Source organism: Paractinoplanes globisporus DSM 43857 (genome assembly GCF_000379645.1).
Taxonomy (GTDB): Bacteria; Actinomycetota; Actinomycetes; order Mycobacteriales; family Micromonosporaceae; genus Actinoplanes; species Actinoplanes globisporus.
On the sequence record NZ_KB903297.1, the window covers coordinates 1 to 15,774 of the forward strand.

Below are 15,774 nucleotides of genomic sequence, written 5' to 3' on the forward strand. Positions count from 1 at the left end.
GTCACTGCACCCGACCTTCCAGCGCAATCCAAAGACCCTAGTTGATCCGAAGTGCTCTGAGCTCGATCAGCCTTCGCCAGTACGCACCACTGCGGCAATACGAGCTGCGGCTTCCGCCGGCTCCTCGTGCTCCCAGACTCGCACCACCTGCCAACCGAGTGCGGTCAGATGCGCGTTGGTCGCGACGTCTCGTGCCTGGTTGGTTGTCAGCTTGCGGAACCACCAGTCGGAGTTGGACGCCGGGCTGGTGGCATGTTGCGGACAAACATGCCAAAAGCAGCCATCAACGAATACCGCGACGCGGGCCCGGGTGAAGGCGATGTCCATCGTTCGGCGCGGCATGCCCGGAATCGGCATAGTGACCCGAAACCTCAGCCCCATGGCGTGCAGACGCTTCCGGATTGCCACCTCGGGCTGCGTATCGCGCCGGCGTTGGCGGCTCATACGCCCCGACACGGACGCCGAGCTCGGTATCGCGAGATGCGCCTCCGGCATGGCGGTCAGGCTACCCGCGTACGAACGTTGTCAGATTCGCGCATGCCGCCCGACGGGTCTGTCCGTGTCATCACCCTGCCGCGTTCGAGTCCGACCGTGGCGGACGTCCGAGATCGTCCGTGCCACCTCGGGGCGCAACAACACCTCGGGTAGGCCGAACAGGTCCTGGAACGCCCCACGACGCATCAGAAGTTTGAGGACGTCTCGTAGCGCATCTGTCTCGTCGAGCCCCGTCCAGTCCTTCGGCCACTCCTTGGCGAGCGCACGGATCAAATCTGGCGAACCGCCGATCGAGCGCCGACGGGCCAGGATCTGGTCGAAGTTGCGCTCGGGGAAGACGGAAAGCAAGTGGTACGGGTCGTCGAGGCGGGCGTCGTCTCGGAGCAATTCGGCCCGCCACCAGAGCCGACCGAAGACGTGGCGGGTGATGTCCGTGGCCAGAAACCGGTCCTCCGGCGGCTGGGGAAATCGCCAGGTCGCGACGTCAGGCAGGAGGACAAGGGCTAGAAACGCCCACATCGGTCGGATTGCTCCCTCGGCCGGTACGAGATCCATGCTGGTGTGCAGCGTGCGGGCGAGCTCGGTGTCGAATTCGTGCACCGCCCGCCGAATGGGCTCACCCGGGAAGCCGCGCTTTGCTGCGATTTCCACGACCTGTGTCCGGAGAATGGACAGCCGCTCAGCTGTCGCTCGGACACCACCGGTCGGGGCAAAGTACTGAGCTAGGTGAGTGGTGTCGGACAGACTGGCAAGCGCCGAGGCGTCACTATCCTTGATCTCGCGGAAGCGTTCTTTCGCGGCGTTCGCGGGCAGACGTGGGTAGAGCGTGCTCATCGCTCGTCCGCCAGGAGCTGGGTGGCGGCCTGAGTGATGGCTGCGAACAGCGGCGGGTCGCTCGCACGGATCCGTCGAATCTCCAGCAGATCGTCTGCAAGGTAGTTCGACATGTACGTCCTCATCAGCCCTTGCAGGACGGCGCCGAGCGTGTCCTTCTCGAAGGTTTCGGTCATCTCGAATGCTTCGTCGCCGAGTGCCCGCTCGAGCATCGTTCTGACGACGTCCGACCTGAGCGTGGACAGCACCGCACGGTCGACCTCGTTCGGTGATCCGGCACGTTTGACCGCCGCCACGATCATCGGGTGTTCCTGATTGACCAGAAGCTGGATGGCCCCTAACGCGGTCGCGTTCAGATCCGGACCCAGCTCCAGAAACCACGCTGCACGATGCGGGAGACTCGACGAGGAGAACGGGATGAGGGCGATCGGGAAGAGCGGGGCGTCGCCCTGCAGCCGAATTTCGATCGCGTCGCTCCACAGACTGCTGCCGATGAGATGTGCGACCGCCGGCCTCGCCTCGATCTCACCCGCAAGCACCACCAACGTTTCCAAGCGAACGACACCGCCCAGCCGCTCGCCGGAAATATCCACGTCGATCACGTAGTCCTGGACGTCATCCTTCAGCGGCACCCAGGCGGCCGAGCCGCGGAGCAGTGACGGGACGGCATTCCAGCGAACGCTGATCGCCATCGCGGTATCGCCGGGCAAGCCGGCGGACTCACGGCTTGCCGCCAGGTCGATCGACAGCCTGCGACGAAGCCGGAGATTTGCCTGGTAGTCCCAGTCCGGCAAGCTGTTGGGCGCCTCCCTCGCCGAGTCGGAGTGCGGGTCGATCGTCCAAGCCGAGGCCTTGACCAGACCACCGGTGATACGACGGTAAGGCCAGGCTCTTGTCCCTCTACCGGCCAACGCCCGCGACCTCCTCAGGACGGAGAACTGCGACATCAACCTGGGTGATGGTGTCCGGGACGGGCCTGACGACCAGGCTCAGCCGCAGGCCGGTCGTGGCGTTGGAGAGATTGATCAGGTCGCCGTCCACCTCTTCGGCGCCGATCCGCCACCCGATCACCAGCGCCTCGTCGGAACCTTCGGGCGGGTCCTGCTCGCGACTTCCGTCGGCGACCGTGATGCCCGCCGAGCCTCGAGCGACCAGATGACCGCTGCCCACCGCGACTGCGTCCTGGACGAGCAGCAGACCTATCTCGGACTCCTCGAAGTACGGGTCACCGTCGAGCCGGATCGAGGCGCGACTGCGCTTCGACGTCGCGGCCATGGGAGGTGGCACGTCGGACCCCTCCTGCTCTTTGGCGCCGTCCTTGTCGGCCGGCCGCACGCCGGATTGCTCGATGACCGGGATCGAATCCCCGACAGCGAGCGGAACCGGCAGCACGCCCGAGGCGGCTCCGGATCCCGTCGCGGCGGCCACGAGCGATCCCAGGAAGTTGCTGACCGCTCCGAGTGGTGCGGACGTGGCCGCCGACTTCACCTCGGCCGGCCTTGCGAACTCCGCGAGCCGCTCCTTGATCCGGACGAAGGTCGTCCGGACGAATGTGCGTTCGGTGCCCTCCAACTGGGCGAATACCCAATCGTCGTGCGTGGGCGGCTCGGCTGCCGCGTAGGTGCGGTCCATGTCATCGAAGGCGCGGAATACGCCGGCGTACGCGAGGTTGGCGCTGATCGGTTCGGGTCCCGGGTGGTACTTCACGACCAACTCCGGCGCGCGCAGAAGGCAAACGTGGTGTGGCGCAGTCGTAATCCCCAGATCCTGGGCCGCCGCCGGGGGCTCGTACGGCGGGATGAGCTGCCGTTCAAGCGCCATCCGACCAAGCTGCTTCTTCGGACGTTCGCACTTGAGGATCAGTACGTCGTCGTTACTCGCCAGCCGCCGGTATGCCGCGACGAAAGTACGCAGGCCACGAGTCTTCTCCGGCACCGGGACGGGAACCGCGAGACCTCGATGCCAGACCCGCGGGAGGAACCGTTCATCGCCCCGCAGTTCAAGCATGATCGGCCAAAGGTTCCACGCAATCGCGTCGGCGAGGTACTGCGCGATGTCCTCGTCGGTCTCGTCACCGAAATCCGGCTCCACGACGACGACATCCGTCCCGGTTTCGTCGGGTGCGAACGAACGCAGACCGAGGGCGTCGGCTGCGGCCGACGCCCGGTCACCGGTCAGCGGCTCGACATGCTCCGACTCGACGTCGCCCCACCAGTGACGTCCGGTGTACGGCTTGGTGACGCCGTCGGCATCCGTCAGCTCCATGGACTCACCGAGGCAGATGCCGATGACTCGGGTCTCCGGACCGTTGGGAGTGGCGGTCCTGGTGTGCACGATGATCGTGCCGGCGCGGGACATCTGATAGAGAATTCCTTTGCCGTACCCGTACGTGCCCCCGCCTCGCTTGGTATCCGGCGGGTCACCCACATTGAGCACGAACGACACCCAGTCGCGCGCCTTATCGCCTCGCGCGGTATCTGCGCGAGTCGGGCCGCCGAGACCCTTCGTACCGCGATCGCTGATGGTGAGCGTACGAACCATCGTCGACTGCCACTCGCGGCCACGAAGGATCTGTCTGAGCGGGAACTGTTCGCTGTGCGGCGCGCCCTCCAGCAACATGCTCCGCCAGGCGTTGGCGTTCTGCGGTGGGACGACGGTGAGGTTCAACGTGAACTCGACCGGCCGATCACCGAGTCTCGCGTCCCAGCTGTTCTGGGCCGACTCGCGTACCAGGATGGCCGGCCAAGGGATAGGCGGTTTGCCCAGCGTGCGCTTGATTCCCTCGGCACTGATCGAGCCGGCGGGCGGAAAGGGTTGCGAGTACCAGCGTGGCGGCGTCATTTCCTGACCATGGAGTTCATGAATTCGGCGATCTCGTCCTTCTGCATGGGGGCTGGAGCAAGATCAAGATCGAGGGTATAGCGAAGGTCGGACAGTCCCGCCGGCACACCGGTGACGAAGGAAGTCGGGATCACCCGCGGGAAGTCTTCGGTAACTCGGTAACTCGCCTCTTCGACCAACGTGAAACGTATGCCGCTATATTTGTCCCGGTCCGCGACAAGGTACCCAGACCGGGCGAGAAGCTGCCAGAACTCGCGTGGTCGACCGACCCGATCGGTGATCTTGTCGACGAGGTCAGCGATCGAGGTGCCTGACCCATCGGAGGTATCGAGGCGCATCCAGCGCAGCATCAGGCCACCACCCGGCGGCGCCGCGAGCTGATCCAGGCCGTGGATCCGCACCGATCTCCCCTCAGCCGACGCCGTGGCTTTGACTTCGGCTGCCCATCCATTTGCCACGAAGTCGTGCGGCGATCGAAGCGGTCCCTGCCAAGCATCGGCCAGGCTCGGGTCAACAGTGACCAGAGCGTCGAGGAAAAGCAGCTCGCCGAAGAGACCCGCCAGCCGATCGATACCCAACTGGGCGCCGCTTCGGAACAACTCGTGCCATCCGTCCAGGACCTGCTCGACGACTACGAGCGGCGCAGCCCGCCGGGCAGCAAGCGCCCCAATGACATCGGCGCAGAGCCCGGTGAAGATGTTGGTGAGATCGTCCCGAAGCAGCACCAGGTTCGCGTAGCCGTTCGCTCCCGAGTCGTCCTCGAGAACGAGAGGCAGCAAATGCACTGCTGCGGCTCTCGTATCGGCTCTCACGACTTCCCGCCCGTTCGCCGGCACCAGCAGATGGCGCTTGTTGTCAGGGCCCATGGCGCAAAGCACGGGAGATCCGTCCACCGTCACCGGCAATGCGGACGTCAACCACGCCGATCCTGGGGGTTGCGCATCGAGGACGGCCCAGTGGTCGACCACCACCGTTCTAAGGTCGGTCATACGCTCTCGTCCTCAAGGTCCTGCTGGAGAACCTCCGGGTTCTCCTCCTCCCAGTAGGTACTGGAAACCCTCGAGAGGTCCGCCGAGATGTAGTCCTGCTCAACCTGGCTGTCTGCCTTCGTCGGTTTGGGGAAGACGAACGCCGCGCCCATCACAACCTCGCATGGTGCGTTCAACGGCGATCTGTTCTTGCGCGTGCTCGTGGACACCGGGTCGATCGGGTAGAGCAGGAGCAGACCGTGGTCGGGTCGCTGTTTCGCCCGAAGCTTGTCCACCTCCGAGCGCTTGGCCACGTCCGTCCCGTCCGGCACCCGCAGGTTCACCGTCGCGTCCCGTGGCCCGGACAGCGTCTTGATGTCAGCCAACGGATCTTCGGAACCGTTGATCCTGCTGCGCCGGTTCAGTCCTACCGATGTTCCGTCCGGCAGTTTCCACGTCGTCGCGTCTTGCCTGGAGTTGCCGATCACGGCCACGTCCCAGGCAACCAGCGCGTTGTTGTCCACCCGCTTCTCGATGTACCGCCTCAGCAGATGGGAACGTGCTTCCTCGGTTCGCTCATGGAATTGATATTCGTCGACGAAATTGACGACGTCCCGGTAGGAGACATCCCGCCATAGCCACCGCTGGTCCGACCCGGGCAAGGGTTCGGCTCGGCCGTGTTGCTGTGCCGCCTGGATCAACCGGACAGCCGCATCCGAGTTGCGCTGAAGCCACTCCTCCGCGCCGCCGTCGGTCGGGAAGTAACGACTCTCCACGAGATCGCCGCCGTAGGCGGCGTGCGCGGTCACCGCTGCCTTCATCCGGGCGGGCGCCGTGACGAGCATTTTCGGATGGGTACGGATCCTGACCGCGAACGTCAACGGATTCTTGTCCTCGGTCAGGTAACGGTCGATGTCCTTGCGGATCTCCGCCTCCACCACCGCCAGATGACGGAACCAGCCCGCCAACTCGTCCGTCATCCAGATCCGCGGAAGATCCGCGTAGCCGGATCGGTGGCCGAACCAGCGGCCCATTTGCAGCAGCGTGTCGTATGCGGAGGAAGCCCGGACGAAGTAGCTCGTGACCAGGCCCTCGAGCGTCAGGCCTCGACTGAGCGTGTTGCCACCCACGGCAATGGCGACCACCGAGCCGGACTCGTAGTCGAGGCGGTCGCGACTGCGGTAGTTGTCCACGACGACCCTGCTCTCCGACACAACGTCCGGGAGATGCCGCAGAACGGCGTCGAAGGGAACGGGAGCCTCGCCGAAGTCAGCGGCGTCAACGCGATTCGTCTCGTCCGCCCATTGCTTCTCGATCTCGTCGTAGAGTTCGAAGTCGTCATCCTGCAGCCCGGCGATCACCTCCTGGCGCAGGTCATCGAGCGGGAAACGGAAGTCCTCGTGAATACCCGTCTGCAGCGTGGTGTGAACAAGCATCGTCGAATGCGGCACGCCGGTGCCTCGCTCGCGACGCGCTGCCGTGGCAAGCCAGAAGTAAAGAACCGCGCGGCGAAGTGAGTCGGTCATCTCCGGCATGAAGCCCGCGGCAGCGGCCCTGTTGATCGGACGAACGAGTTCGACGTCCTCGTCCGGGATCTCGCGGATCATGTCCTCGCCCGCCGGCACATCGTTGAGATCCTCGCCGTCCAACGGGTCACGCCCGAAGAGCAACTCCGGTCCTTGGTATCCCTTAGGAGCTTCCAGGCTCACGACGAAGTCCCGGGGATAGAAGTCTTCTTCCTCGGCTGGATCGATGAGGAGGTTCGCGAAGGGCGTCGCCGTATACCCCACATAGTCGACCTTGGTAAAGGACTTGAGCAGCTTTCCCAGCAAAGGATTGATCACTTTGCCGCCGACCGTGGCCTGGTCGGCCTCGTCGTCGATGACCAGCGTCGGACAGTCGCGAAGATACTCCTTCGCGGATGCCAGCCACCTGTTCAGCTTCTCCAAGACCTTCGCGTTCTTCTTGACGACCAGCAGCGACTGTTGGTTCTGGGAGGCGAAGTAGGAGGCGGCGTTGCCTTTGCGATCGAAGTCCGAGTCGACGGTCGTGACCTCGTGCCACTGGCCGGGGTTGAGCTGGACGAGTTCACGCGCGAGCCGGGCCTGCGTCTGTCGGCGCAAACCGTTGTGGATCCCCGAAAGCACGATGAACAGGCGATATCCACGATCGGCGGCTTTGGCCATCACGGCCGTGAAGTTGGCCGTCTTGCCCGACTGAACGTATCCGAGAACCAGGCCCATGCTGCGGAAATCATCGGCCCGTGGATTGTCCAGGAGTCCGACAACCTTCGTTGACTCGTCCTCAAGCGAGTCGATCGCACCCTGCGACCAAGGACGAACACCGCCCGCCAGATTCCTCTTCAACGCCGGCCAATAGCGGTCTCCCGTTCGCGGTCCGGTGTACCACGTGAGCCGACCCGCCGTGTACACGACCTTGGGCTCCCGCATTTCGCGGATCTTGATGACTTCCCGCTCGTGGCGCTCCAGGATCACCCCGATGATGTCGTCCGGGACCCGGAGCAATCGAAGCATCTGGACAGCCTTTTCCGGCGTGTTGCGATCCAGGATCGACTGAAATGCCTCGTACTGGTCATCCAGGTCCTCGTCCGTCATGCGGCCCATGTTTGCAGTACGGCCGGTCGACGCGACATAAGAACGCGGAAGAAAACTGCTGAAAGCGCTTGACCAATCGTCGGCCGAACCCGGCCGACTGACGGTAGCGGTCTCGACGAACGGACCAAGACGCCACGGTCACGACGCCGGCGTCGTGATCCTACGGTGCGTAGGCAGCAAGCCTGCCGTCGTCGACCGTGAACAGCATGCCGCCCGTGATGATCTCGTGGCCGGGGTAGGCGGGGGCGAAAAGGGCTCCCGTCGCCGGGTCGAGGATGGGGCCGCCCAGGTAGAGGAGACCGCCTGCGCGCACCGGCTGAGCGAAAGGCTTTGGCAGTAAGCGCGACCACAAGAGGCGACCGGTCGCTGCGCTCAGGGCGTCGATCGCGTTGCCGTAGGCGCGGAACACCCGGCGGCCGTCGGTGGCCAGCAGGTCGTTTTGGGCGCCTCGGGCCGTCCACAGCAGGGCTCCGGTGGCGGCGCTGACCGCAGACAGGGAATTGCCGTTGGCTACCAGGAAGCGGTCGCTGGCCGGCGTTGCGGCCTTGGCCTGCCAAAACGCCTTTGCCGTCCACAAGGGAGCGCCGGTGACGATGTCGACCGCGGACGTGTTGTGGGTGTCGGTCAGCAGGAGGCGGCCGTTGGCGGAGACGTTTGAGGCCTGGTAGCCGGGCTTGCGCCAAGCGATCCGGCCGTCGGCTGCGCGGTACGCGATGGTCGTTAGCGAGTCCGACGGGGATTCGCCCCAGATGACGGCCATGCCCTTGTCTACGGCCAGGGAGTAGACGGGGATGTCGCTGTCGGCCTGCCAGCGGAGTCGGCCGGTTCGTAGGTCGAGGGCGACCACGGTGCCGTCCGGATCGCTCTGGGAGTAGCAGTCGGAGGTGGCGGCAATCAAGGTGTTGCCGTCGACGGCCATCGCGGGGGTTTCCGTTCCCACCGGGTCTTGCCAGTTGAAGTGCCAGGCCGGGGCGCCGGTCGCGGCGTCATAGGCGGAGATGCCGTACTGGTCGGTGGCGATCACGCGTCCACCTGCCACGAGTGGTGCCGAGTAGCCGGCGCAGGCACCGCCCTCGTGCTTGCGCAGCGGCACTGACCAGCGGCGGGTCAGGGACGTGATCGTGCTGAGGTTGATGACCGTCTCGTGCGGGTTGTAGTAGCTGTCCTCGGCGTCGTAGCCGGGATGGTCCCAAGCCGCGGGGACTCCGGCATGGGCCGCGACGGCTGGTGACAGAGCAAAGATCAAAGACACAACCACGGCTTGTGTACGTCGGAAAGCGTGCACGGCGAGACCCCCGATACCCGGAAATAGGGTGATTTGCGCAGGCTAGCCTATGCCGTTGACAACCCTCGACGCGGCCAAAGGCGGTCCCCGGGGGAGTCCGGGGGCCGCCTCAGCCGGGGTAAGCGAAAGGGCTCAGCCGTTCATCAAGCGCAGCATCTGCTGCACCTCGCCCTGGCGCGACTCGCGCACCCGGGCCGCGTAGGCCTTGACCGCCTCATTCGCCCCGTTCGTGGTTTCCAGGTGGGCCATCTCGATGGCGTTGTGCTGGTGGGCCAGGAAGAGGTTGAGAAACGCCGTGTCGAAGGCGGCGGCCGAAACCGTCTTCAGTGCCTTGATCTCGGCGGGGCCGGTGGCGGGGAGGCCGCCATGGTCGGCGTGCAGGCTCTTGGTGGTGTCGACGTCGACGGGCCTCTTCCATTGGGTGAGCCACGACTTCATCATCGACAGCTCGTCCTTCTCGGTGGCCTGCACGGCCTGGGCGAGCACCTTGAGATCGGGACTCTGCGCCCGGGAGGCCGCGGTCGCCGTCATCTCCAGGCCCTGCTTCTGGTGGTAGACCAGCATCTGCAGGAACATCACGTCGGTGTCGTTGAACTTGTCGCCGGCCTGGATCTCGGCGACGTCCTGCGCGGACAGGGTGGCGGCAGGAGAAGGGGCGGCGCTGCCGCAGGCTGCCAAGGACGGAAGGAACAGGAGAACGAGCAGCAGGCGCTTCACAGCGGCAGCCAGAGGGCGAGCGTATAGATCGACGGCTCCCAGCTGTTGATCGACGTGTGCGACTGACGGCACTGATACTTCTTACCCTGATAAGTCACGACGTTATCGATTTTGTACGAGACGCCCGGAGCCCACGAGGAGGACGACGCGGTGGGCGGGTAGCTGGGTGCCGTGGTAGGTGGAGACGTCGGGGCGCTTGCTGTCGGGGCCGTACTGGGCGACCCGCCGCCGATGTTCAGGTCCACGCAGTTGTAGAAGGCGTTCGCCGTGTCCCCGATGTTCCAGACGGCCAGCACCGTGTGCCGCCCCGGAAACCTGCTGAGATCGACGGTCTGCGAGACGACGGCGTCCGGCTGCGCGTTCCCACCGTCGAACGTGGCGACCTTCGTGCCCTCGATGAAGTACTCCCAGTCCGCGGTGACGTGTCGCGCGGTCAAGACCCAGGTGAAGGTCACGGAGTTGCCGACGGACTTGGCCGGCCAGTTCCGGGACTCGTCCGAGAGCACCGACCACTGCGCCACTCCGCCGTCGCACGATCGCAGGCCCTTCTTCCCCTCCACGCTCTGCGGCTCGAACTGAATCGGCCCGCAGTCGGCGACCGCGCCCGAGGCGCACAGCGCCTGCCGGCTCGGCGGCGTGGAAACGTATCCGTGTGCCAGCGCCGGCGAGGCGACCGCGAGGCTCGATCCGGCCGTCACGCTCAGCGCTACCAGCGGATAGGCGATCTTCCTGCGCATGTCGGCTCTCCCCTGACGTCGTGGCCATGTACGGCGGAGACGCTAGGGAGGGCCGTCATAAAGGAGCCTTAACGAACCCAGAAAGGATCATGAAACCGCGCGGCGGCGGCGCGGGGACGGCTCCAGGGGCTGCGCGGCAGGCGAAGTGAACAGGATGCCCACGCGGGCGCCGCCGAGCGGGCTGCGTGAGATCACGAGTTCGCCGGCCGATGACGAAGCCGCGCGACGCACGATGTCCAAGCCCAGGCCGGTCGAGCCGGCGCCGCTGACCCCGCGCTGCACGGCCCGCGACGGGTCGGCGATGCCGGGGCCGGCGTCGTCGACCAGCAGACCGTCCGGCGAGATCGACACCCGGAACGCGGTGCGTTCGGGCGTGTGCGAGAAGACGTTGCCGAGCATCGCGTCGACGACCAGGATCAGCTCGCTGCGCGGGACCGGCAGCATCACCGGCACGTCGCCGCCGACGACCTCCCACGGCCGTTCCTGGTCCTCGGCCAGCACCGACCAGAAGGCGAGCCGGTCGGCCAGCACCTCGACCAGGTCGGTCCGCTCCTGGCCGCGCGCCTCGACGCCCAGCCTTGCCCCGGTGATGATCGCCTCGAGTTCCTCGTCGAGCAGGTCGCAGGCCTGCCGCATGCGGTCGGCCACCGGCCCGGGCGGCATCGCCTCCGCGTCGAGGCGCAGCGCGGTCAGCGGCGTACGCAATCGGTGGGAAAGATCCGCGGCCAGCTCGCGCTCCTTGTCGAGGAGGCTGCGCAGGTCGTCGGCCATGGTGTTGAAGGCGTTCGCGGCGTCGCGCAGCTCGCGCGGCCCGATCGGCTCGACCCGGGTGGCCAGGTCGCCGGAGCCGAGCCGGCGGGTGGAGTTGGCCAGCTGCCGGGTGGCCCGCACGAGCTGGCTGCCGAGCCGGTCGGCGAGCAGCGTCGAGCCCGCGACCAGCACGATCGCGAGCCCGCCGAGCACGAACCAGGCCGGCCACACGCCGCGGCGCATCTCGGCGTCGGGCACGTAGACCTCGACCACCACCGTCCGGCCGTCGGTCAGGACCGTTGGCTGCAGGTAGGCCACCCCGTCGGGCGCCGGCGCCAGCACCGACCGGCGGTCCTGGGCGGCGATGGAGATCTGCGCGGCATCGGTGTGCGAGCTGCCGATCGGGGCAACTTCCGGCAGGTGTACGGCGAGCCGCCCCGCGCTGCCGGCAGTAGTGCTGGCCACGGCGTTGGTCAGCAGCGTCGGATCGGCGTCGACCCCGAGCACGGTGACCAGGGACGTGGCCTGCTGGCGCGCGTCGCTGATCGCCCGGTCGTGCGCGATCTGCCGGGTGGCCACCGCCAGCGGCACGAGGAAAGCGAGCGCGACCATCGAGGTGATGGCCAGCGCGAGACGATTCAGGGCCCATCTCATCGGGGATCGACCATCATCACGCCGACACCGCGCACGGTGTGCAGGAACCGGGGCGCCGCCGCCGTCTCGCCGAGCTTGCGCCGCAACCACGAGATGTGTACGTCGATGGTCTGCTCCTCGCCGATCCGGGCCTGGTTCCACACCTCGTTCATCAGCTCCCGCCGGCTGATCACCTGCCCGACCCGCTCGGCCAGGTAGGCCAGCACGTCGAACTCGCGCCGGGTCAGCTGCAGCGGCTGCCCGCTCAGCTCGGCCCGGCGCTGCCGCGGGTGGATGACCAGGTCGCCCACGACGATCTGCTGCTGGATCGGCTCGGGCGCGGTGCGGGCCCGGCGCAGCACGGCGGCGATCCGGGCGAGGATGTGCCCGCCCGAGAACGGCTTGGTCACGTAGTCGTCGGCGCCGGCGCTGAGCAGGCTGATGATGTCGGCCTCGGAGCGCCGCGCGGTGGCCACGATGACCGGCACGTCGGAGACCGAGCGCATCATCCGCAGCGCGTCGGTGCCGTCGATGTCGGGCAGGCCGAGATCGAGGATGACCAGGTCGGGCCGCTCCTCGGTGACTATCTTCAGCGCCTCCGCGGCCCGGCCGACCGGCCGCACGACGTGCCCGGCGTCGGTCAACGCCCGGGACAGCGCGGCCGTGATGATGCGGTCGTCCTCGACCAGCAGGATCAACGCCATGGCGTACACCATAGGTGTATCTGAGAGCATGGCCGCGTGGGATCTTCCCGGTGGACTCCGATCGCGGGCTGGGCGGCCGCTACCGCGACCAGCATCGTGCTGGCCAGCGTGGCCATCCTGCCGGTGCTGCGCGCGAGCGAACCGCGGGACAGCGCGCTCGCCCAGCTGCCGGCCGCGGCGACCAGCTTCCCGGTGCCGCTGCCGAGCGTGACCACCGCGCCCGGGACGCAGAGACCGGCGACCTCACCGACCAGCCGGCGGCCGCGCACGACGGCGCCGACCTCGAAGGCCACCACGACCCGACCGGCCACGAAGACCACCACGCCGCCGACCACGACCGAGGACGGCTGGACGGTCACCACCGCCGAGGACGGGCTGCGCACCTACGTGCGGACGTTCCAGGTCGAGGGCGGGCAGGCGGTCATCAAGATGACCTCCGACGCGGTCGTCACGCTGGTCACGGCGACCCCGGCCGAGGGGTTCGCGGTGCAGAAGGTCCAGGACTCCCCGGACAACCTGGCCGTCTACTTCAACGAGACGAACCACAGCTTCATCATTCACGCGACCTGGTTCAACGACAAACCGTTCGCCGAGGTCAGCGAGATCGGTCAATAGCGGGATAAATCAGCCGCCGATGGGTACTTCGGCGGCATGGCTACGCAGTTGGTGCAGCAGCTCACCGACCAGGCCACGGCCCTGGTCCGCGAGGAATTGGCCGCCGTCCGGGTCGACGTCGTGAAGACGGCCAGGTGGGGCGCGGCCGGCGTGATCGCCTTCTACGGCCTCGGCGCGCTCACCGTGACGGTCGGGGCGCTGGTGGCGCTGGTCGGGCCGGCCTGGCTCGCCGCGCTGGTGACCGCGGCGCTCCTCCTCGCCGTCACCGGCGCGGCCACACTGACCGGAAAAGGTCAGTTGCGCAAGCCCTTCCCCGAGGAGGCACTGGCCAGCGGCCGCCGCGACGTGGCCGCGGTCCGGGACGCGATCAGACGGCGCTGAGCGAGTCGAGCGCGTCCTCGAGGACGCCGTTGAGCATCCGCGAGTACGTCCCGGTGAGGTGGTACCGGTTCCGGTAGACCATGACGTTTCCGACCACCGGCGTGCAGGTCGTCGTGCACAGCCAGGGCAGCACCGAGATGTACCCGGCCCCGGTGGCCCGCGCGGCGGCCTGGTCGGCGGCATTCCAGACCCGGGCGGTGGCCTTGGCCCGGGTCGTGAAGCAGGACGGCACGTTGGAGCCGTGCGCGGCCAGGCAGTCGGGCGCGCTCTGGTCCAGCACCGGGGTGTCCCCCAGCACGACCACCCGCGTCGCCGATCGGGACAGCGTGCCCAGCGTCTTGATCAGCCCGTCCCGCCACTGTCCGGGTGTGATCAGCACGCCGCGGCCCAGCTTCTGCGAGAAGCTCTCGTTGGTGACCACCACGAGCTCGGGGCGCGTCAGCCGCACCTGCCCGAGGACGAAGTCGCGGAACCGGTCGCACTCGGGGAACGGCCGCGACTCCTGCTGGTTCCAGTAGCTCAGCGCGGGCGTCGGGCAGGCCGGCTTGCCGTAGAAGTCGAGTCGCCAGTGCCGGCGCTCGGCGATCTCCTTCATCGCGGGCAGCCACATCCCGGCGTGCGAGTCGCCGTAGAGGACCACCCGCACCGCGCTCGCCGGGTCACCGAAGACGCACGGCTGCGCGATCCGGTCGGCGGCCGGCGCGACCTCGCACTTCGTGTTGTCGAAGCCCAGGTCGTCGCCCGCGGTCGCGAGCGACGGGGTCAGGTCAGCGGGCACCGTGTGGATGGTGGGGGCCTTGCGAACCGCGGCCAGCACGCCGGCCAGGGCGACCCGGGGCGCGGGCCGATCGGCCGGGCGCGGCGCCGCGTTGCCCTCGGAACAGGCGGTGAGCAGCGCCAGAACGAGCACGAGGACCGGCAGTCGACGCGTACGGGAATCAATGCTGCACATGCGGGACCGGCGCTCCTAACCGCGGTTGATACTCGGCACCGTCACCCGAGCCGGCGGGCGAGGTGGTGGTCTTCCACTGGGCCACGGCGACCGGCGCGAGGCTCAGCAACACCGCTAGGGCCGCCGTGAGCAGGTGCGACCGCCGGAGGCGGCCACTGCGGCGGATCGGGTTCTCCACCAACGCGTACGTGATGATGGCGAGCCCGACGCTGAGCAGCACCAGAACCGCCCGGCCGAGGCCGCTGAGCTGGCCGAAGGCCTGCGAGGCGATCATCAGGACCGGCCAGTGCCAGAGATAGAGGGAGTACGAGATCCGGCCGAGCCAGCGCAGCGGCGCGAGCCCGAGGATCGCGTCGCCCCGGCCGGCCAGCACCAGCACGGTGGACAGCACCGGCAGCGCGGCGGCCGAGCCGGGGAACGGCGTGCCGTCGTCGAGGGTCAGCGCCGCGACGACGATCCCGGCCAGGCCCGCACCCGCCATCGCGGTGGACAGGCCGGCCGGGATCCGGTCGAGGCGTCCGGCGACCAGCGCGAGCAGGCAGCCGGCCCCCAGTTCCCAGGCGCGGGTGGCCGGGGAGAAGTACGACCAGGTGGCGCCCTCCTGCCACACCGAGCAGGCCAGCGACGCGGCGACCGCCACGGCGAGCACGGCCGGGGTGGCGTGCCGCAGGCCCAGCCAGATCAGCAGGACCAGCAGCGCGGGCCACACGAAATAGAACTGCTCCTCGACCGCGAGCGACCAGAAGTGCTGGAGCGGCGACGGCGCGGCCTGCGACTCCAGGTAGTCGACGCCCTGTGCGGCGAAGTTGAAGTTGGAAGCGAACAGCGCGGCCCACCGGCCGTCCGAGGCGATCTCGTCGCCGCGGAGGAAGCCGAGCCAGTGGTACCCGGCCAGGATCACGGTGACCAGCACGACGCTCGACGCGGGCAGGATGCGCCGAGCGCGGCGGCCGTAGAAACGCAAAAGCGAGAGACGGCCGGTCGTGGCCACCTCGCGCAGCATCAGGGAGGTGATGAGGAAACCCGAGATGACGAAGAAGACGTCGACCCCGATATAGCCGCCCCCGATGCCGGGCACCCCGGCGTGGAAGAGGACGACGGCGGCGACCGCGACGGCGCGCAGCCCCTCGATGTCGGGACGGAAGGAGAGGGACGGCCCGGCCGCGCGCGTCGCGACCGGGTGACGTACCTCTGTTGTCGTCTCTGTCATCGGAATCGACGCTAGCGGTACGAACCCGGCGAAACCG

General features: G+C 67.5%; 15 protein-coding genes. 2 read left to right on the top strand and 13 right to left on the bottom strand.

Annotation, left to right across the window (positions count from 1 at the left end; all coding sequences use genetic code 11):
- Positions 1-66: 66 nt before the first annotated feature.
- The 11 genes from A3CQ_RS58875 to A3CQ_RS0110835 all read right to left on the bottom strand — a co-directional run bounded on the left by A3CQ_RS58875 (position 67) and on the right by A3CQ_RS0110835 (position 12,579).
- Entirely contained in the window at positions 67-495 is a 429-nt protein-coding gene (locus tag A3CQ_RS58875; RefSeq protein WP_084699009.1) for a very short patch repair endonuclease, read from the bottom strand.
- A 30-nt stretch (positions 496-525) separates the two neighbouring features.
- Positions 526-1,329: a DUF6339 family protein gene (locus tag A3CQ_RS0110790; protein WP_020510948.1), complete on the bottom strand. Its 804-nt coding sequence runs from the start codon at positions 1,327-1,329 to the stop codon at positions 526-528.
- Entirely contained in the window at positions 1,326-2,123 is a 798-nt protein-coding gene (locus tag A3CQ_RS57235; RefSeq protein ID WP_157295692.1) for a hypothetical protein, read from the bottom strand. Before A3CQ_RS57235 ends, A3CQ_RS0110790 begins: the two co-directional genes overlap by 4 nt.
- Before the next feature lie 106 nt (positions 2,124-2,229).
- Positions 2,230-4,170, bottom strand: a complete 1,941-nt coding sequence (locus A3CQ_RS0110800; protein WP_020510950.1) for a hypothetical protein — start codon at positions 4,168-4,170, stop codon at positions 2,230-2,232.
- Positions 4,167-5,159, bottom strand: coding sequence for a PD-(D/E)XK motif protein (locus tag A3CQ_RS52320; protein WP_084699010.1), 993 nt, complete (start codon positions 5,157-5,159; stop codon positions 4,167-4,169). Before A3CQ_RS52320 ends, A3CQ_RS0110800 begins: the two co-directional genes overlap by 4 nt.
- Positions 5,156-7,753 (bottom strand): Z1 domain-containing protein, encoded by a 2,598-nt coding sequence (locus A3CQ_RS0110810; protein WP_026205540.1) that lies wholly within the window; start codon positions 7,751-7,753, stop codon positions 5,156-5,158. The genes A3CQ_RS52320 and A3CQ_RS0110810 overlap by 4 nt, the downstream gene beginning before the upstream one ends.
- A 160-nt stretch (positions 7,754-7,913) precedes the next feature.
- Positions 7,914-8,999 (bottom strand): outer membrane protein assembly factor BamB family protein, encoded by a 1,086-nt coding sequence (locus tag A3CQ_RS0110815; protein ID WP_020510953.1) that lies wholly within the window; start codon positions 8,997-8,999, stop codon positions 7,914-7,916.
- A gap of 171 nt (positions 9,000-9,170) precedes the next feature.
- A complete protein-coding gene (locus A3CQ_RS0110820; RefSeq protein ID WP_020510954.1) occupies positions 9,171-9,755 on the bottom strand; it encodes a DUF305 domain-containing protein in 585 nt (194 codons plus the stop codon).
- Complete coding sequence (locus A3CQ_RS0110825) at positions 9,752-10,492, bottom strand: lytic polysaccharide monooxygenase (protein ID WP_020510955.1); 741 nt, start codon at positions 10,490-10,492, stop codon at positions 9,752-9,754. Before A3CQ_RS0110825 ends, A3CQ_RS0110820 begins: the two co-directional genes overlap by 4 nt.
- 87 nt (positions 10,493-10,579) lie before the next feature.
- Positions 10,580-11,896: a HAMP domain-containing protein gene (locus A3CQ_RS0110830; protein ID WP_020510956.1), complete on the bottom strand. Its 1,317-nt coding sequence runs from the start codon at positions 11,894-11,896 to the stop codon at positions 10,580-10,582.
- On the bottom strand, positions 11,893-12,579 hold the full coding sequence (locus A3CQ_RS0110835) for a response regulator transcription factor (protein ID WP_026205541.1): 687 nt from the start codon (positions 12,577-12,579) through the stop codon (positions 11,893-11,895). The genes A3CQ_RS0110830 and A3CQ_RS0110835 overlap by 4 nt, the downstream gene beginning before the upstream one ends.
- A gap of 36 nt (positions 12,580-12,615) precedes the next feature.
- Between A3CQ_RS0110835 and A3CQ_RS0110840 the strand changes: the two genes are divergently transcribed.
- Positions 12,616-13,194: a hypothetical protein gene (locus tag A3CQ_RS0110840; RefSeq protein ID WP_020510958.1), complete on the top strand. Its 579-nt coding sequence runs from the start codon at positions 12,616-12,618 to the stop codon at positions 13,192-13,194.
- Between the two features lie 36 nt (positions 13,195-13,230).
- A complete protein-coding gene (locus tag A3CQ_RS0110845) occupies positions 13,231-13,575 on the top strand; it encodes a phage holin family protein (RefSeq protein ID WP_026205542.1) in 345 nt (114 codons plus the stop codon).
- Here A3CQ_RS0110845 and A3CQ_RS57240 read toward each other — a convergent pair.
- Together A3CQ_RS57240 and A3CQ_RS57245 are read right to left on the bottom strand one after the other, a co-directional pair.
- Positions 13,562-14,527, bottom strand: coding sequence for an SGNH hydrolase domain-containing protein (locus tag A3CQ_RS57240; protein ID WP_157295696.1), 966 nt, complete (start codon positions 14,525-14,527; stop codon positions 13,562-13,564). The genes A3CQ_RS0110845 and A3CQ_RS57240 overlap by 14 nt on opposite strands.
- A complete protein-coding gene (locus A3CQ_RS57245; RefSeq protein WP_084699020.1) occupies positions 14,514-15,737 on the bottom strand; it encodes an acyltransferase family protein in 1,224 nt (407 codons plus the stop codon). Before A3CQ_RS57245 ends, A3CQ_RS57240 begins: the two co-directional genes overlap by 14 nt.
- Between the last annotated feature and the right edge of the window lie 37 nt (positions 15,738-15,774).